This window comes from Streptomyces sp. NPDC001194 (assembly GCF_042896985.1).
Taxonomy (GTDB): domain Bacteria; phylum Actinomycetota; class Actinomycetes; order Streptomycetales; family Streptomycetaceae; genus Streptomyces.
The window spans coordinates 109,319-126,770 of the sequence record NZ_JBIAXU010000010.1 but is presented as its reverse complement, the minus strand read 5'-3'; the positions used below and the strand labels follow the sequence as shown (position 1 = coordinate 126,770).

Sequence of the window (17,452 nt, the reverse complement as noted above, 5' to 3'; positions counted from 1 at the left end):
ACCGGCTCGACTCGCACAGCGTTCGCACCACCTCCAAGACACCCACGTCCCTGCCGACGTGTTACCCGACCGGAGGAAGCCGTGGCCCACACGCCCAGGTTTCGCAAAGATGCAGTCGCAGTACCGGAGGAGAAGCACCCGGTCGACGAGACCCTGCCTCCTCTGAAGATGTTCACGAGCGGCCTCCAGCACGTGGCCGCCATGTACGCGGGTGTCGTCGCCCCGCCCATGATCGTCGGCCCTGCCGTCGGACTCTCCGCGACCGAGACGGCGTTCCTGATGGGCGCCTCGCTCTTCACCGCCGGCCTCGCCACCCTCCTCCAGACCCTCGGCTTCTGGAAGATCGGCGCCAAACTCCCCTTCGTCAACGGCGTTTCGTTCGCCGGCGTGACCCCGATGATCGCCATAGGCAAGGGTGAGGGCGCGGACGCCATCCCCGTCATCTTCGGCGCGATCATCGTCGCGGGGGTCGTCGGCTTCTTCGCCGCCCCGTACTTCGGCAAGCTCGTCCGCTTCTTCCCGCCGGTCGTCACCGGTACGGTCATCACCCTGATCGGCGTGTCCCTGCTGCCGGTGGCCTTCAACTGGTCGCAGGGCGGCAACCGGACCGCCACCGACTACGGCTCGATGAAGAACATCGGCATGGCGGCCGTCACCCTCGTCATCGTGCTGCTGATGCGCAAGTTCCTGCGCGGCTTCCTGCAGCAGATCTCGATCCTGCTCGGCCTGGTGGCGGGCACGCTGATCGCGCTCCCGCTGGGGATGACCAGCTTCGACTCCGTCAAGAACGCCTCCCTGGTGGGCTTCCCGACCCCGTTCCACTTCGGCGCACCGCAGTTCCAGGTCGCGGCCATCGTCTCCATGTGCATCGTGATGCTGGTGTGCATGACCGAGTCCACCGCCGACATCCTGGCGCTGGGCAAGATCGTGGGCCGCCCGGCGGACGCGAAGACCATCGAGGGCGGCCTGCGCGCCGACACCCTCGGCAGCGCGCTCAGCCCGCTGTTCAACGGCTTCATGTGCAGCGCCTTCGCGCAGAACATCGGGCTCGTGGCGATGACCAAGGTGCGCAGCCGGTTCGTCGTCGCCGCCGGCGGCGGCATCCTGATCCTGCTGGGCCTGTGCCCGATGGCGGCCTCCGTCATCGGAGTGGTCCCGCTGCCGGTCCTCGGCGGCGCCGGCATCGTCCTGTTCGGCTCGGTCGCGGCCAGCGGCATCCAAACCCTGGCGGGTGCGGCCATGGAGAAGGGCGAGAACGCCCTGATCGTCGCCGCCTCGGTCGGCATCGGCCTGATCCCGATCGCGGCGCCGGAGTTCTACCACGCGTTCCCGAAGGACCTGTTGGTCGTCCTGGACTCCGGCATCAGCACCGGCTGCGTGGTGGCCATCGCGCTCAATCTGGCCTTCAACCACTTCGGTGCTCAGCGGTCCTCGGCCACCTCGCCGGAACCGGTGCCGGTGCACTGACCCGGCCCCCGCGGGCCGGCGGGAGAACGGCCGGTGCGTACGCCATCCACTGCGGGTGTGGCGTACGCACCGGCCGTTCCCCCGTCAGCCCCTTCGCGGCAGCTCCTGCAGGGTGAGTGCGGTGGCTGCTACGCGGCGGCCCCGGCCCGCGCCGGAGTCCGCGGCGAGGTCATCCGGCCCACGATCCGCACGACCGTGCGGCGGCTCGCGAACCGCCCGCTGAGGGCCATGATCCGGTTCATCGCCCCGGACACCACGCTCGGCGGCGGGTTCCGCCGGTCCAGCGCCTTCAGCGCGGTCCGCACGACCTCCTCCGAGGTCTGCATCCTGCCGCCGGCCGCGGCGTCCTCCGTGCCGACGACGTCGAAGAACTCCGTCCTCGTCGCACCGGGCGACAGCGCCATGACGCGCAGCCCGGTCCCCCGGGACTCCTGCCAGAGGGCCTCGGTGAAGCTGAGCACGAAGGCCTTGGTCGCGCCGTACACGGCCATGTTCGGGACGGGCTGGTAGGCGGCCGCGCTGGCGAGGTTGACCAGGACGCCCTCGCCGCGGCTGCGCAGCGGGCCGATGAAGGCCCGGCTGATGTCGACGACGGCCGTCACGTCGAGGGCCACCTCCTGGCGGACCCGCTGCGGATCCTCCTCGTGGAAGAGCCCGTACGTGCCGAAGCCGGCGTTGTTGATGACGCTGGAGACCGTGATCCCGCGCCGCTCGACCTCGGCGGCCAGCAGCTCGCCGCACCCGTCGACGGCCAGGTCCATGGCGAGCGGTTCCACCCTGACGCCGTGCGCCGCCGACAGCTGCGCGGCGAGCGCCTTCAGGCGGTCCTCCCGGCGGGCGACGAGCACGAGGTCGGATCCGCGCGCGGCGAGCTGGCGTGCGAACTCGGCGCCCAGGCCCGAGCTCGCGCCGGTGATCAGGGTGGTCCTGCCTCGGTAGTCGACCGCGTTCACAGTGGCTCCTGCCCATGGGGATGACAACGTCTGACCATCACTGTATGCCCGTGTGGCAGTGACTGCCAAGCGGACAGTGAGGGTCAGACTGGCGGTCCGCCTATATGCTGGCCCGATGGGGACAACCGCAACGCAGCCGAGCCTGTGGGACCGCTCCCGCCAGGCCGTGGTCGCGAGCATCTTCGACACCGCCATGCGGCTCTTCGCCGAGCAGGGGTACGAGGCCACGACCATCGCGCAGATCGCCAAGGAGGCGGGCATCTCCCAGCGGTCGCTGTTCCGGTACTTCGGTACCAAGGAGGACATCGTCTGCGGTGAGCAGGAGGAGCTCGGGGAGCTCCTGCGCGCGACGGTCGAGGCCCAGCCGGCCGCCGCCACCCCGTGGGAGGCCCTGCGCGCCGGCTTCGAGGTGCTCATGGAGGCGCACGGAGACCCCGGGCAGCTGCTGGAGATCACGACGTTGATCTTCCACACCCCGCCGCTGCGCGCCCGCTACACGCAGAAGCGGCTGCGCTGGCAGGAGCTGGTCCAGCCCGCCGTCACGGCCCGGATGGCCGCCGGGGAGGGCCCGGTCCCGCAGGTGCGCGCCGCGGCGGTGACCGCCACCGTCTTCGCCTGCGTGGACGCCGCCACCGAGGCCTGGGTCCGCAGCGGCGGCAGCGCCGACCTGGCGGCCCTGTACGACGAGGCGCTGGCCGCCGTACGCGGCTGAGCGGACGGGAAGGGGCGTCCGCGGAAGCCTCCGCGGACGCCCCGGCCGGACCCGGACGCGGGTATCAGGGGGTGGATGTCAGGAACATGCCCGTCTGGTCCGCTCCGGCGGTGTTCTTGCAGCTGGACGCGGAGTTCGCGGGCTGGGCGACGGCGAGGTTCAGGCAGCGCCCGAGCGCCAGCTGGCCGAACTGGTTCGGGTGCATGGACTCCTGGACCAGCCCCTGCGTCTCGCTGCTGTCGATCCAGCGCGCCCACTCGCTCGTCTTCGCCGAAGCGGGCGCCGAGCTGCTCACCTGCTTGCTGGCCTTCGCGCACACCTCGCGGCCCTGCATCATGTCCCGCAGGTCCAGGAACTGCACGCCCTTGGCGGCGGCGACCGCCTTGAGGCGGTTCGCGATCTGCGGCACGAGCGAATCGCGCGCCCAGTCCGAGTCCCGGTTCCAGAACGGACAGCCGCCGGTGTTGAGGCGGCTCCAGTCGCTCTGCGTGTACCGGTTCTCGGCGCCGCGGGGGATCGGCGACGGGTAGGACTGGAGCACGATCCGGTACGCGGAGTCGGTGTACCCGGCGGCCCGCATCACGGCGCGGATCTCGTCCACGGACTTGCCGACGTTCGCCATCACCGCGTCCATCTTCTCGTCGACCCCGTACTGCTGGTCGTCGTAGCAGTACGAGTTCCACAGGACGAAGTCGAGGGCGCAGTCCTTGATGATGTCGGCGAATCCGAGGTCGTTGCCGCCGATGGACAGGGCGATGACCTTGACGTTGTCGGTCCGGGCCACGGTGGCGAGCTGATCGGCCTGCGGGGCCTCGCCCTTGAACGCCACGCCGCCGTTGGAGGCGCGGAAGACGTTCTCGGAAGTCGCCCCGGAGCAGGCCAGGTTCACGGCCGCGTCGGCGATGGCTCCTGCGCTCTTGACCTCGGCGGAATCGGAGCGGTGGCAGCCCCCGGCGGTGCTGCCGTACACCTTGGCGGGGTCGTAGGTGTTCCCGGAGACCCAGGCGCGGTCCGTCCCGGTGCGATTGCCGCTGTTGGTCAGGCTGTTGCCCTTCCAGCGGCCGGCTTCGCCGGAGATGTAGCTGTCGCCCATGGACACCACGGCGGTGGGCCCGGTCCCGGGACTGGCCACGGAGGTCCCGGCGGAGCCGGCGACCAGGGCGCCGGCGGCGAGCGGCAGAACCAACCCGGCCCCGGCGAGCCGTCGCACTCGACTACGGGCCCGGTCCTTGCTGGCGTTGCGGAATCCGATCACGGCGGAACTCCTGCGGTCGGCCATGCCCGATCCGAAGAGAACTCCGGTGCATGGCTGGGAAAGTGGGGGTACCGCCGGCCGGTGGCATCGGAAAGGTGACACGGCGCGCGTTGTTACCGCTAGGTACAGGAAAGTTACGATGGAGTAACAACCGACCGGTCGTTCGGGCCGTCAAGGTTCCGCTTCCGCGGCCGGGTTCCTCCGCGGCCGGGTTGCGCACACGCCTCCGCCCCCCAGGCCCGGGGCCTGGGGGGCGGAGGTGGGGTTCGGGTGGGGTGGGGGTCAGCCGACCAGCTGGTCGTACGCGGGGAGGGTGAGGAAGTCCGCGTAGTCCGCGTCCAGGGATACCTGGAGAAGGAGGTCGTGGGCCTGCTGCCACTTTCCGGCCGCGAAGGCCTCCTCGCCGATCTCGGCGCGGATCGCGGCCAGTTCCCCGGCGGCGAGCTCGCGGGTGAGGTCCGCGGTGGCCGTCACGGGCTCGCCGTCGTGCTCGAAGACGACACCGGCGTTGATCCACTGCCAGATCTGCGAGCGGGAGATCTCGGCCGTGGCCGCGTCCTCCATCAGGCCGAAGATGCCGACGGCGCCCAGGCCGCGCAGCCAGGCCTCGATGTAGCGGATGCCGACCTGGACGGCGTTGCGCAGGCCCTCGTACGTCGGCTTCGCGTCCAGCGAGTCGATCGCGATGAGCTCGCCCGGGGCCACCGAGACGTCCTCGCGCAGCCGCTCCTTCTGGTTCGGCTTCTCGCCGAGGACCGCGTCGAAGGAGGCCATCGCGATCGGGACCAGGTCGGGGTGGGCCACCCACGAGCCGTCGAAGCCGTCGCCGGCCTCGCGGTCCTTGTCGGCCTTGACCTTCTCGAACGCGACCCGGTTGGCCTCGGCGTCCTTGCGAGACGGGATGAAGGCAGCCATGCCGCCGATGGCGTGCGCGCCGCGCTTGTGGCAGGTGCGGACCAGGAGTTCGGTGTACGCCCGCATGAACGGGGCCGTCATCGTCACCGCGTTGCGGTCCGGGAGGACGAACTTCTCGCCGCCGTCACGGAAGTTCTTCACGATCGAGAACAGGTAGTCCCAGCGGCCCGCGTTCAGACCCGCCGCGTGGTCGCGCAGCTCGTAGAGGATCTCCTCCATCTCGTACGCGGCCGTGATGGTCTCGATCAGGACGGTCGCGCGGACCGTGCCCTGCGGGATGCCGACGTAGTCCTGCGAGAAGACGAAGATCTCGTTCCAGAGGCGCGCCTCCAGGTGCGACTCCGTCTTCGGCAGGTAGAAGTACGGGCCCTTGCCGAGCTCGATGAGCCGCTTGGCGTTGTGGAAGAAGTACAGGCCGAAGTCGACCAGCGCGCCGGGGACCGGGCGGCCCTCGAACCGGAGGTGGCGCTCCTCCAGGTGCCAGCCGCGCGGGCGCATCACGACGGTCGCCAGCTGCTCGGCCGGCTTCAGGGCGTACGACTTGCCCGTGCGCGGGTCGGTGAAGTCGATGCGGCGCTCGTAGGCGTCGATGAGGTTGAGCTGGCCGAGGACGACGTTCTCCCAGGTGGGAGCGGAGGCGTCCTCGAAGTCGGCGAGCCAGACCTTGGCGCCCGAGTTCAGGGCGTTGACGGTCATCTTGCGGTCGGTCGGACCGGTGATCTCCACACGGCGGTCGTTCAGCGCGGCCGGCGCCGGCGCGACCTTCCAGTCGCCCTCGCGGACCTGTGCGGTGTCCGGGAGGAAGTCGAGGTGGGAGGTGCGGGCGATTTCGGCGCGGCGCTCACCGCGTCGGGCGAGGAGCTCGTCGCGGCGGGGCGTGAACCGCCGGTGGAGCTCGGCCACGAACGCGAGGGCCGCCTCGGTCAGGACTTCGTCCTGCCGGGGCAGGGGCTCGGCGTCGACGATGGCCAGCGATGACGGCGCTGGTGCGGACATATCTGTCACTCCTTCAGCGGCGGTGCCTGGCGGCCGCGGGGAATGCTCGCGCAGGACGGCACGCAGTGCCGTCGGGTGTGGAGAGTTCCGGGATACGGTCGCGGGCGCCGTCTGGGGGTTCAGGGCGCTTCTGACCAGTGGATAGTAATTTCCTTATGGTGGAAGTTCAATGGTTTGTTGATGTCGAGATTCTCTGAGTCGACAGAGTCCTGCGCCCGGTGGCCCTCAGTGCCACCTTCGTCACAGCCCGCTCAACCGCCCCGCGGCCGTCGCTCAAGCAAGTCGTGCCAGGTCGGGCGGGGTGTCGATGTCGAAGGCCTCGGCGACGTCCCCGCACTCCACCAGAGTGAGCTCGTCCGCGTGGTCTGTCAGGTGCACCCGCGCGCCCTTGTCCCCCTTCGCCGTAGCCGCGATGTCCGCCCAGCGGTCCGAGCCGAAGAGCACCGGATGCCCGCGCTCCCCGTCGTACGCCGCCGCCACCAGGCTCGCGGGGGAGCGGTACGCCTCCAGGACGCGGGCCACGGCCGCCGGCCCGATGCCCGGCTGGTCCACCAGCGAGACGAGGGCCGCGCCCGCGCCCGTACCGGCGAGCGAGGCGAGGCCGACGCGCAGGGACGAGCCCATGCCCTCCGCCCAGTCCGGGTTGTCCACGACCACGCAGCCGGTCAGCTCCGCGCGTTCGCGGACCTCGGCCGCGGAGGCGCCGAGCACCACGTGGAGGGGGCCGCAGCCCGCCTCGCGCAGCACTCGTACGGCGTTCTCGACCAGCGGGCGGCCGCGGTACGGGAGCAGGGCCTTGGGGCGGCCCCCCAGGCGCCGGCCGCCGCCGGCGGCGAGGAGCAGGCCCGCGATCACCGGGCTCGGGGTTGAGTGTGTGGTGGGTGGCATGTCAGTGATTCTCGCTCCTGCAGCGCGGCGCGCGGCCGCCGTGCCAGGAGGCGCCGTACGGCGGCCAGGGCGGGCCCGAGGCGCAGCGGCTCGGAGATCCGGTGTTCGGCGGCGGCCGCCAGGGCGCGTTCGTCGCGGTCGGTCAGGTGGGTCCGCGATGTCAGGTGGGTCCGCGAGGTCAGGAGGGTCTGCGAGGTCGGGTGGACCTGCGGGGTCGGGTCGGTCCGCGAGGTCGGTGGGGTCTGCGAGGTCGGTGGGGTCTGCGCGGCCGACATGCGGGGTCTCCTTGCCAATCGGGGGCCGATAGCGCGAGTCTGGACCTCGATTGGTCTGGTCGGCAGAGCCAATCGGGGGAGGTTGGCATGGCAAACGGGCGAGTTGTCCAGACGGCGGACAGAACCCTCGGCAGTCGCCAGCTCACGGCGCTGCTGCCCTCCGAGGTGCTGGCCCGCCCCGGCTACCGGTCCCTCGCCGACGCCGTGCGGACGCTGATCCTCGACGGCCGGATCGCCCTGCGCGTGCGGCTGCCCGCCGAGCGCGAGCTCGCCGAGGCGCTCGGCGCCAGCCGGGCCACCGTCACCGGGGCCTACGACCTGCTGCGCGAGAGCGGCTACGTCCGCAGCCGGCGCGGATCCGGCACCTGGACCGAGCTCCCCGAGGGCCACGGCGCCGTCGGCGCGCACCTGCTGCTCGGCGCCGGCGGCTACCGGGCCGACGGCGATCCCGGGATCGACCTCGCCATCGCCGCCCTCGGCGCCCCCGAGGACAGCCTCACCGAGGCCCTCGCCCGGGCCGCGGCGCGGCTGCCGGGGCTCGCCCGCAGCCCCGGCTACCACCCCTTCGGCCTGCCCGACCTGCGCAGCGCCGTGGCCGAGCGGTTCACCCGGCGCGGACTGGCCACCCGCCCCGAGCAGATCCTGGTCACGGCCGGTGCCCAGCAGGCGTTCTCGCTGGTGGTGAGCCTGCTGTGCGGGCCCGGGGACCGGGTGGTGACCGAGAACCCCACGTACGCGAACGCCCTCGACGCGCTGCGGCACGCGCGGCTGCGCACCGGTTCGATCGCGGTCTCCGACGCGGGCTGGGACATGGAGATCGCCGAGTCCACGCTGCGCCAGACCGTGCCGAGGCTGGCGTACGTCATCCCGGACTTCCACAACCCGACGGGCCTGCTGATGCCGCAGGAGCAGCGGCTGCGGCTGCTGGCCGCGACGCGGCGGACCGGGACCTGGCTGGTGGTCGACGAGACCATCGCCGACATCGCCCTCGACGTGCCGGCGCCCGCGCCGCTGGCCTCGCTGGCGCCGAGGGGCGGGGCCGAGCACGTCGTGACGATCGGCTCGCTCAGCAAGACGCACTGGGGCGGGCTGCGGGTGGGGTGGGTACGGGCCACCGCGAAGATGATCACGGAACTGGCGTCGGTGAAGGTGGCCGCGGACATGACCGGGTCGGTGCTGGACCAGCTGGTGGCGCAGCCGCTGCTGGAGGGGCTGGACGCGACGCTGCCGGCGCGGCTCGAGCAGCTGCGGGGCCAGCGGGCGGCGCTGGAGCGGGCGCTCGAGCGGCACACTCCGGAGTGGTCGTGGGAGCGGGGGCCGGGCGGGCTGTCGCTCTGGGTGGACCTGGGGGAGCCGGTCGGCTCGGCACTGGCGGAGCGGGCGGGGGCCTGCGGCGTGCACATCGGGCGGGGGGCGCGGTTCGGGGTGGATCCGGGGACGTTCGAGCACCGGCTGCGGATTCCGTACACGCTGGGGCCGGAGCTGCTGGACGAGGCCGTACGCCGCCTCGCGGCGGCCTTCCACGAAGGCGTCCCGCTGGCTCCGGCGGTGGAACGGCCGCACTGGGTGGCGTGAGGGCGCCCGCCCCCGGCTACGGGGTGCGGATCAGGCGCCGGGAGGTGGCCGCGGCCACCGCCGCCGTGCGGGAGTCGACGCCCAGCTTCGCGTAGACGTGGACCAGGTGGGATTTGACGGTGGCCTGGCTCAGGAAGAGCTTCTTCGAGATCTGCTGGTTCGACAGGCCGTCCGCGACCAGCTGGAGCACCTCCAGCTCCCGCTTCGTCAGCGACTCCGCCGGCATCCGCATGCGGTCCATCAGGCGCAGCGCCACCGCCGGGGCCAGCGCCGACTGGCCGGCCGCCGCCGTGCGGACCGCCGCCGCCAGCTCCTCCGGCGGGGCGTCCTTCAGCAGGTAGCCCGACGCGCCCGCCTCCACCGCGGCCAGGATGTCCGCGTCCGTGTCGTACGTGGTCAGCACCAGGACGCGGGGCGCCCCCGGCCGCGCCGTGATCGCGGCCGTCGCCGCCGAGCCGTGCATGCCCGTACCGAACTGGAGGTCCATCAGGACCACGTCCACCGGCTCGGAGGCGGCCAGCTCCACCGCCCGCTCGGCGGTGGCGGCCTCCGCGACCACCGCGAAGTCCGGCTCGGTGTCCAGCACCGCGCGCAGCCCGGCCCGGACCACCGGGTGGTCGTCGGCCAGCAGCAGGCGGATCGTCATCAGGATGCCTCCAGGGGCAGCGGCAGCGTGACGGCCACGGCGGTGCCCTGGCCGGGGGAGGACTCGACCGTGAACAGGCCGCCGAGGGTCTCGGCCCGCGAGCGCATGGCGGGGAGGCCGAAGCCGCCCTCGCCGGAGGGGGCGCAGGAGGGATCGAAGCCGGTGCCGTCGTCCACGACGTCCAGCGTCACCGACGCGTCCATGAAGGTCAGGGTGATCTCGGCGCGGTCCGCGCGGGCGTGCCGGACGACATTGGCCAGCGCCGACTGCGCGATGCGGAGCAGGGCGACCTCGTACGGGGTGGGCAGGACCCGCGGCGCGCCGCTCAGGCAGAACCGGACGCGCGGCCCCGGAGCCGCCGTGCACAGCCGCTCCAGTGCGGCGGCGAGCGACCCGTGCTCCAGGTCGGGAGGGGTGAGCGCCCGTACGAAACGGCGTGCCTCGGCCAGGTTCTCCTGGGCCGCCTCCCGGGCCCGGCCGATGTGTTCCAGGGCCGGGGCGTCCTGCGGAAGTGATCGTTCCGCCGCGCGCAGGAGGAGCTGGATCGAGGACAGGCCCTGCGCCAGGGTGTCGTGGATCTCGCGGGCCAGGCGCTCCCGCTCGGCCAGGATCCCGGCGTCCCGCTCGGCCGCGGCCAGCTCGGCGCGGGTGGCGATGAGCTCCTCGATCAGCTCGCGGCGGCGTTCGCTCTCGCGGTACAGCGCCTGGTAGCCCAGTACGGTCGCCACCGCCACGGCCCCGCCGAGCAGCGGTCCGAGGAAGGCCCCCGGCGAGACCGCGCTGCCCTGCGCGTGCGCCAGGAAGCCGCCGATCGCCGCGCACGCCGTCACCGCGACGGCGGCGATGGCCCAGCGCAGCCGCAGCAGGTGCAGCTCCAGGAAGTACAGCGGGAACGCGATCCACACCCCGTCGGGGGAGATCAGCAGCAGCCCCGCCCAGGCCGCGCCCAGCGCGGCCAGCCACACCGCGGCGGCGCGCGGCGAGCGGTGCACCGAGGGGGCCAGTACGCCGGCCACGTACACGGCGGCCAGCACCGCGCAGGCGGTGACCACCGCGCCGGCATGCGGCGCGGAGTCGGTGACGGCCCGCCCGGCGGCCAGCGCGAGCAGCCCGAACAGCAGCGCGTGCAGGCACAGGCGCAGCACGCGCGAGACGGGGGTCAGGAGGCGCGGAGCGGGGGGTTCCGTAGTGGCAGCCATGGCCTTGACAGCCTAAGCGGGGACGCGCGGCGGCCGGTCAATCGAAAGTTTGATGTGCGGATGCGTCCTTCGATACCAGGATCGCCACCGTGGCGCGATGCCTTGTGCCCATGGGGAAGACCAGGGTGGGGATCATGTTCGTCGCATGGAGAGATCTACGGTTCGCCAAGGGCCGCTTCGCCCTCATGGGCTCGGTCGTACTGCTCATCACGCTGCTGGTCGGCCTGTTGTCCGGGCTCACCGCCGGCCTGGCCCGGGAGAACATCTCGGCCGTCACCGGACTGCCCGCCGGCCACCTCGCCTTCGCCGCGCCCGCCGGCGACCAGAAGGTGTCCTTCACCAACTCCCAGGTGTCGGAGAAGGCCTGGCAGGCCTGGCGGGCGCAGCCCGGCGTGAACTCCGCCGAGCCGCTCGGCATCCGCACCACCAACGCGTCCGCGGGCGCCCGCACCGCTGCGGTCTCCGTCTTCGGCGTCGACCCGGCCGGCCCCCTCCCGCCCCGCGGCGGCGGCCTCTCCCAGGGGCGGGTCGTCCTCACCGAGAAGGCCGCCGAGGAGCTCGGCGGCCTGACCGCAGGCGGCAAACTGAAGATCGGCCCGCTGGAGCTGACCGTGGGCGCGGTCTCCGGCACCGCCGCCTACAGCCACACGCCGGTCGTCTGGATGGACCTGAACGACTGGCAGCGCATCGGCAACCCCGGCACCTCCATCGACACCCTGGCCACCGTGATCGCGCTCGACACCGCCGCCTCCGCAGACCTCGCCGCCGGGGACGCGGCGGCCGCCACCAAGGCGCAGACCATCGACGAGGCGCTCGGCGCCATAGGGTCCTACCAGGCCGAGAACGGCTCGCTCCAGCTGATGCGCGGCTTCCTCTTCGCCATCTCCGCCCTGGTCATAGGCGCCTTCTTCACCGTGTGGACGATCCAGCGCAGCGGCGACATCGCCGTGCTGAAGGCGCTGGGCGCCTCCACCCCGTACCTGCTGAAGGACGCCCTCGGCCAGGCCGTCGTCATGCTCGCGATCGGCACCGGCCTCGGTACGGCGCTCGCCGCCGGATTCGGCGCGCTGATCAGCGGGGGCGACGTGCCCTTCGTCCTCGACACCGCGACCGTGCTGGTGCCCGCCGCGATCATGATCGCGCTCGGCGCGCTGGGCGCGGCCCTGTCCATCCGGCGGATCACCGCCGTCGACCCCCTGACCGCCCTCGGGAGCGCCCGATGACCCTGCTCGTGCACGACGTCACGCTGACCTACCCGGACGGCGAGAGCCGGCTCACCGCCCTCGACCGGGTCCGCCTGGAGGTGCCCGCGGGCACCTTGAGCGCGGTGATAGGACCCTCGGGATCCGGCAAGTCCAGCCTGCTGGCCGTCGCCGCCACGCTGGTCACCCCGGACTCCGGCCGGGTGGTGGTGGCGGGCCGGGACACCGCCCGGCTGAGCGCGGCCGAGAAGTCGGCCCTGCGCCGCGAGGAGATCGGGATCGTCTTCCAGCAGCCGAACCTGCTGGCGTCGCTGACGGCCGCCGAGCAGCTCCAGGTGATGGCCCACCTGTCGGGCCGCCCCGCCCGGACGCTGCGCCGCCGGGCGCTGGAGCTGCTGGACGCGGTGGGGCTGGCCGACAAGGCCGACAAGCGGCCCCACCAGCTCTCCGGCGGCCAGCGGCAGCGGGTCAACATCGCCCGCGCCCTGATGAACGAGCCGGCGGTGCTCCTGGTCGACGAGCCCACGAGCGCCCTGGACCACGAGCGCGGGGCGGCCGTCCTCGACCTGCTGGTCACGCTGACCCGCGAGCGCTCCACCGCGACGGTGCTGGTCACCCACGACCACGCCCACCTGGAGCGGATGGACCGGACGTCGACCATGACGGACGGCCGCCTGACGCGGGCGGCCCCGCGGGAGTCCGGCTCCGAGACGGTCCCGGCCGCCTGAGCACCCGTGCGCACGCGCCAGGGCCCGGCCCCCTCCGAGGGGGCCGGGCCCTGGCGCGTGCGGACCGGACCTACGCGGGGTTCTGGCTCTGCAGCGCCACCGACAGCTCGGCCGCGACGTTCTGCAGGATCGGCACGAAGGACTCGGCCACGGCCTCGGTCACCCGGCCCGCCGGACCCGAGATGGAGATCGCGGCGGCGGTCGGCGAATTCGGCACCGACACGGCCAGGCAGCGGACCCCTATCTCCTGCTCGTTGTCGTCGACCGCGTAGCCCGCCTTGCGGACCTGCTCCAGCGCCTCCAGGAAGCCCTCCGGCGTGGTGATGGTCTTCTCGGTCGCGGCCGGCATCCCGGTGCGCGCCAGCAGCGCCCGCACCTCGTCGGCGGGCGTGTACGCGAGCAGCGCCTTGCCCACGCCGGTGGAGTGCGGCAGCACCCGGCGGCCGACCTCGGTGAACATGCGCATGGAGTGCTTGGAGGGCACCTGGGCGACGTAGACGATCTCGTCCCCGTCGAGCAGGGCCATGTTGGCCGTCTCGCCGGTCTCCTCGACCAGGCGGGCCAGGTACGGCCGCGCCCAGGTCCCCAGCAGGCGCGACGCGGACTCGCCGAGGCGGATCAGGCGGGGGCCGAGGGAGTACCGTCGATTGGGCTGCTGCCGGACGTAGCCGCATGCCACCAGGGTGCGCATGAGGCGGTGGATGGTGGGCAGCGGCAGACCGCTGGCGGTGGAGAGCTCGCTGAGGCCGACCTCGCCCCCGGCATCGGCCATGCGTTCAAGCAGATCGAAGGCGCGCTCAAGGGACTGAACGCCACCGCTGGCGGCGGTGGGCTTCGCGGAAGCGTCGGTGGTGCTGGCGCTGGACGTCGGCACGGCGCGGTCCTTTCGGTGCTGGCAGGCAAGGAAGCAGCCTACCGGTCGGTCGGCGTCGGCCCTAGAGCCGGGTCGAAGCCGTCCCCGCCGGTCAGAGGGGGTTTGTCCGGGTCGCGGACGTCCTCGGGAAGTTACCCGCCCGCCCCCCGGTGGTGGTAGCTACATTCTGGATAGTGAAATCTTAATTCCATCCTGTGGAAACATCCAATTGCGGTACCGGTGTGTCGGTGCTCTGTCCGGCGGCTCTTGACTGGTCCCGCATCGGCGGCGAGACTCCGTCAACAGAACGTTGAATTTCGCTCTGTGGAAGTAGATGGGGAGGTTCCGGCGTGTCCGACGACGTGGAACTGGTACTGCGCTCGACTCGCGTCATCACCCCCGGGGGGACGCGCGCCGCTTCGGTCGCCGTCGCCGCCGGGAAGATCGTCGCCGTACTGCCGCACGACGCCGAGGTGCCGGCCGGCGCCCGGCTCGAGGACTTCGGCGACGACGTCCTGCTCCCCGGCCTGGTCGACACCCACGTGCACGTGAACGACCCGGGCCGCACCGAGTGGGAGGGCTTCTGGACGGCCACCCGCGCCGCCGCGGCCGGAGGCATCACCACGATCCTCGACATGCCGCTGAACTCCCTGCCGCCGACCACCACGGTCGACAACCTCCGCGTCAAGCAGGAGGTCGCCCGCGCGAAGGCGCACGTGGACGTCGGCTTCTGGGGCGGCGCCCTGCCCGACAACGTCAAGGACCTGGCGCCGCTGCACGACGCCGGCGTCTACGGCTTCAAGTGCTTCCTGTCGCCCTCCGGCGTCGACGAGTTCCCCGAGCTCGACCAGGAGCAGCTGGCCACCTCCCTCGCCGAGATCACCGGCTTCGGCGGCCTGATGATCGTGCATGCCGAGGACCCGCACCACCTGGACTCGGCCCCGGTCGTCCCCGGCCCCAAGTACGCCGACTTCCTTGCCTCCCGCCCGCGCGACGCCGAGAACACCGCGATCGGCAACCTGATCGCCCAGGCCAAGCGGCTGAACGCGCGCGTCCACGTCCTGCACCTGTCCTCCTCCGACGCGCTCCCGCTGATCGCCGCCGCCAAGGCCGAGGGCGTCAAGATCACCGTCGAGTCCTGCCCGCACTACCTCACCCTCACCGCCGAGGAAGTGCCGGACGGCGCCAGCGAGTTCAAGTGCTGCCCGCCCATCCGCGAGGCCGCCAACCAGGACCTCCTGTGGGACGCGCTCGCCGAGGGCACCATCGACTGCATCGTCTCCGACCACTCGCCGTCCACGGCGGACCTGAAGACGAGCGACTTCTCCACCGCGTGGGGCGGCATCTCCTCCCTCCAGCTGGGCCTGCCGGCGATCTGGACCGAGGCGCGCCGCCGCGGCCGGACGCTGGAGGACGTGGTCCGCTGGATGTCGGCGGCCCCGGCGAAGCTCGCGGGCCTCGCCCAGAAGGGGGCCATCGAGGCCGGCCGCGACGCCGACTTCGCCGTGCTCGCCCCCGAAGAAACGTTCACCGTGGACCCGGCCGAACTCCACCACCGCAACCAGGTCACGGCGTACGCGGGCAAGACCCTGCACGGCGTCGTGAAGTCCACCTGGCTGCGCGGTGCGCGGATCGCCGACCACGGCACCCCGACCGAGCCCACGGGCCGACTCCTCGAAAGGAAGAACTGACCAGTGGCGATTGAATCCTTCACCGGCAACGCGAACCCGTACGGAGGCGGCGACCCGTACGCGGACTACCGCACCGCGGACTTCCCGTTCACCCAGTACGCGAACCTCGCCGCCCGTGAGCTGGGCGCCGGTGTCATCGCCGCCAACGACGAGTTCTTCGCCCAGCGCGAGAACCTGCTGATCTCCGAGGCCGCGCACTTCGACCCCGAGGACTTCGGCCACAAGGGCAAGGTCATGGACGGCTGGGAGACCCGACGCCGCCGCGGCGTGTCGGCCACCCAGCCCTGGCCGACCCCCGAGGACCACGACTGGGCGCTCGTACGCCTGGGCGCCCCGGGCGTCATCCGCGGCATCGTCGTCGACACCGCCCACTTCCGCGGCAACATGCCGCAGGCCGTCTCCGTCGAGGCCACCAACTGGGCCGGCGCCCTCGCGCCGACCCCGGAGGAGCTCCAGGGCGACGACGTGAAGTGGACGACGATCGTCGCCCGCACCCCGGTCGGCGGCCACGCGGCCAACGGCTTCGAGGTGGACGTCGAGCAGCGCTTCACGCACCTGCGCGTCAACCAGCACCCCGACGGCGGCATCGCCCGCCTGCGCGTCTACGGCGAGGTCCTGCCCGACCCGAAGTGGCTCGAAGCGCTGGGCTCCTTCGACGTCGTCGCCCTGGAGAACGGCGGCTCCGTCCAGGACGCCTCCAACCGCTTCTACTCCCCGCCGACCAACACCATCAACCCGGGCCGCTCCCGCAAGATGGACGACGGCTGGGAGACCGCCCGCCGCCGCGACAACGGCAACGACTGGATCCGCTACCAGCTGGTGGCCGACTCCGAGATCCGCGCCGTCGAGATCGACACCGCCTACCTCAAGGGCAACTCGGCCGGCTGGGCCTCGCTGTCCGTCAAGTCGGGCGAGGAGGGCGAGTGGACGGAGTTCCTGCCGCGGACCCGCCTGCAGCCCGACACCAACCACCGCTTCGTACTGGACACCCCGGCGGTCGGCACGCACGTGCGGATCGACATCTTCCCGGACGGCGGCTTCTCCCGCCTGCGCCTGTACGGCTCGCTGACGGAGGCCGGCGCGGCCGCGCTGACCGCCCGCAACCAGGAGCTGGGCGGCTGATCCCGCCCCGGTGACTGCCCCGGGGGCCGACACCCCCGGGGCCCGCACGGCCCGGTGGGGCGCACCGCGAACGGTGCGCCCCACCGGCGCGTTCCGCGCTCGTCACGCCGCGTGCCCGCCGTCCACCGCGAACTCGGCGCCCGTCACGTAGGCGGCGTCCGGACCGGCGAGGAAGGACACCAGGCCCGCCACCTCCTGCGCGGTCCCGAAGCGCCCGAGGGCCGTCAGCGCGCTCTGCGCGGCGGCGTACGGACCGTCCGCCGGATTCATGTCGGTGTCCACCGGGCCCGGGTGCACGAGGTTCGCGGTGATGCCGCGCTCGCCGAGCTCCCGCGCCAGCGCCTTGTTCAAGCCGGTCAGCGCGGCCTTGCTCATCGCGTACAGGGTGCCGCCGGGGCCGGGGACCCGCGCGGTCATGCAGCTGCCGATGCTGACGATCCGCCCGCCTGAGCCCATCCGGGCGGCCGCGGCCCGGGTGGTCAGGAACGCCCCGCGCACGTTGACCGCCAGCACCCGGTCCACATCGGCCGGGGTCAGTGCGTCCAGCGGCCCGAGCACGCCGATGCCCGCGTTGTTCACGAGGACGTCGATCCGCCCCAGGCCCCGGACGGTCTCCTCCACCGCCGCGACCGCCTGCGCCGGGTCGCCCACGTCGGCCCGGACCGCCAGGGCGCGCCGGCCGAGCGCCTCGATCCCTTCCACGACCCCGGCGGCGGCCTCCGCGCCGCGGACGTACGTGAGGGCGACGTCGGCCCCGTCCCGCGCCAGCCGCAGGGCGGTGGCCGCCCCTATGCCGCGGCTGCCGCCGGTCACCAGCGCCACCACCGCGTCCTTGCTGCCCATGGTCGTACTCCCTCGTTCTCACTGCCCGACAAGTCGTTGCGGGTTCAATGAAATCGGGGGAGGGGGGCGGGCGCTGGCGGGAATCGGACCTCGCGTTCGCGCGCGCCGCGCCGATGAGTTCCGGGGCGGCCG

General features: G+C 72.6%; 16 protein-coding genes. 7 read left to right on the top strand and 9 right to left on the bottom strand.

What is annotated here, in order from left to right:
* Window positions 1-81 precede the first annotated feature (81 nt).
* A complete protein-coding gene (locus ACFY1T_RS21335; protein ID WP_390789514.1) occupies window positions 82-1,467 on the top strand; it encodes a nucleobase:cation symporter-2 family protein in 1,386 nt (461 codons plus the stop codon).
* A 128-nt stretch (window positions 1,468-1,595) separates the two neighbouring features.
* Here ACFY1T_RS21335 and ACFY1T_RS21330 read toward each other — a convergent pair whose 3' ends face one another.
* Window positions 1,596-2,420, bottom strand: coding sequence for an SDR family NAD(P)-dependent oxidoreductase (locus ACFY1T_RS21330; RefSeq protein ID WP_390789513.1), 825 nt, complete (start codon window positions 2,418-2,420; stop codon window positions 1,596-1,598).
* A 115-nt stretch (window positions 2,421-2,535) separates the two neighbouring features.
* Between ACFY1T_RS21330 and ACFY1T_RS21325 the strand changes: the two genes are divergently transcribed.
* Window positions 2,536-3,132, top strand: coding sequence for a TetR/AcrR family transcriptional regulator (locus ACFY1T_RS21325; protein WP_390789512.1), 597 nt, complete (start codon window positions 2,536-2,538; stop codon window positions 3,130-3,132).
* 64 nt (window positions 3,133-3,196) lie between these two features.
* Here the strand turns inward: ACFY1T_RS21325 and ACFY1T_RS21320 are convergent, their stop codons facing one another.
* The 4 genes from ACFY1T_RS21320 to ACFY1T_RS21305 all read right to left on the bottom strand — a co-directional run bounded on the left by ACFY1T_RS21320 (window position 3,197) and on the right by ACFY1T_RS21305 (window position 7,461).
* On the bottom strand, window positions 3,197-4,387 hold the full coding sequence (locus ACFY1T_RS21320) for a GDSL-type esterase/lipase family protein (protein WP_390789511.1): 1,191 nt from the start codon (window positions 4,385-4,387) through the stop codon (window positions 3,197-3,199).
* Window positions 4,388-4,669: 282 nt separating this feature from the next.
* On the bottom strand, window positions 4,670-6,298 hold the full coding sequence (gene aceB, locus ACFY1T_RS21315) for a malate synthase A (RefSeq protein ID WP_390789510.1): 1,629 nt from the start codon (window positions 6,296-6,298) through the stop codon (window positions 4,670-4,672).
* Window positions 6,299-6,571: 273 nt separating this feature from the next.
* Window positions 6,572-7,186, bottom strand: coding sequence for an NTP transferase domain-containing protein (locus tag ACFY1T_RS21310; protein ID WP_390789509.1), 615 nt, complete (start codon window positions 7,184-7,186; stop codon window positions 6,572-6,574).
* Window positions 7,150-7,461, bottom strand: a complete 312-nt coding sequence (locus ACFY1T_RS21305) for a hypothetical protein (RefSeq protein ID WP_390789508.1) — start codon at window positions 7,459-7,461, stop codon at window positions 7,150-7,152. Before ACFY1T_RS21305 ends, ACFY1T_RS21310 begins: the two co-directional genes overlap by 37 nt.
* Before the next feature lie 87 nt (window positions 7,462-7,548).
* Between ACFY1T_RS21305 and ACFY1T_RS21300 the strand changes: the two genes are divergently transcribed.
* Window positions 7,549-9,036 carry a PLP-dependent aminotransferase family protein gene (locus ACFY1T_RS21300; protein WP_390789507.1) on the top strand — a complete coding sequence of 496 codons (1,488 nt, stop codon included), beginning with the start codon at window positions 7,549-7,551 and terminating at the stop codon, window positions 9,034-9,036.
* A gap of 16 nt (window positions 9,037-9,052) precedes the next feature.
* Here ACFY1T_RS21300 and ACFY1T_RS21295 read toward each other — a convergent pair whose 3' ends face one another.
* Both ACFY1T_RS21295 and ACFY1T_RS21290 read right to left on the bottom strand, forming a co-directional pair.
* Window positions 9,053-9,682, bottom strand: a complete 630-nt coding sequence (locus tag ACFY1T_RS21295) for a response regulator (protein ID WP_390789506.1) — start codon at window positions 9,680-9,682, stop codon at window positions 9,053-9,055.
* Window positions 9,682-10,881, bottom strand: coding sequence for a sensor histidine kinase (locus tag ACFY1T_RS21290; RefSeq protein ID WP_390789505.1), 1,200 nt, complete (start codon window positions 10,879-10,881; stop codon window positions 9,682-9,684). Before ACFY1T_RS21290 ends, ACFY1T_RS21295 begins: the two co-directional genes overlap by 1 nt.
* A 134-nt stretch (window positions 10,882-11,015) precedes the next feature.
* Between ACFY1T_RS21290 and ACFY1T_RS21285 the strand changes: the two genes are divergently transcribed.
* Window positions 11,016-12,104, top strand: a complete 1,089-nt coding sequence (locus ACFY1T_RS21285) for an ABC transporter permease (RefSeq protein ID WP_390789579.1) — start codon at window positions 11,016-11,018, stop codon at window positions 12,102-12,104.
* Window positions 12,101-12,811 carry an ABC transporter ATP-binding protein gene (locus ACFY1T_RS21280; RefSeq protein ID WP_390789504.1) on the top strand — a complete coding sequence of 237 codons (711 nt, stop codon included), beginning with the start codon at window positions 12,101-12,103 and terminating at the stop codon, window positions 12,809-12,811. The genes ACFY1T_RS21285 and ACFY1T_RS21280 overlap by 4 nt, the downstream gene beginning before the upstream one ends.
* A 70-nt stretch (window positions 12,812-12,881) precedes the next feature.
* On the opposite strand, the gene ACFY1T_RS21275 is transcribed toward ACFY1T_RS21280, so the two are convergent.
* A complete protein-coding gene (locus tag ACFY1T_RS21275; RefSeq protein WP_030858217.1) occupies window positions 12,882-13,685 on the bottom strand; it encodes an IclR family transcriptional regulator in 804 nt (267 codons plus the stop codon).
* 329 nt (window positions 13,686-14,014) lie between these two features.
* Between ACFY1T_RS21275 and allB the strand changes: the two genes are divergently transcribed.
* Window positions 14,015-15,355 carry an allantoinase AllB gene (gene allB / locus ACFY1T_RS21270; protein WP_390789503.1) on the top strand — a complete coding sequence of 447 codons (1,341 nt, stop codon included), beginning with the start codon at window positions 14,015-14,017 and terminating at the stop codon, window positions 15,353-15,355.
* A 3-nt stretch (window positions 15,356-15,358) separates the two neighbouring features.
* Window positions 15,359-16,477: an allantoicase gene (alc, locus tag ACFY1T_RS21265; protein WP_030858219.1), complete on the top strand. Its 1,119-nt coding sequence runs from the start codon at window positions 15,359-15,361 to the stop codon at window positions 16,475-16,477.
* Between the two features lie 102 nt (window positions 16,478-16,579).
* Here the strand turns inward: alc and ACFY1T_RS21260 are convergent, their stop codons facing one another.
* Window positions 16,580-17,320, bottom strand: a complete 741-nt coding sequence (locus tag ACFY1T_RS21260; RefSeq protein WP_390789502.1) for a 3-oxoacyl-ACP reductase family protein — start codon at window positions 17,318-17,320, stop codon at window positions 16,580-16,582.
* Window positions 17,321-17,452: the final 132 nt, after the last annotated feature.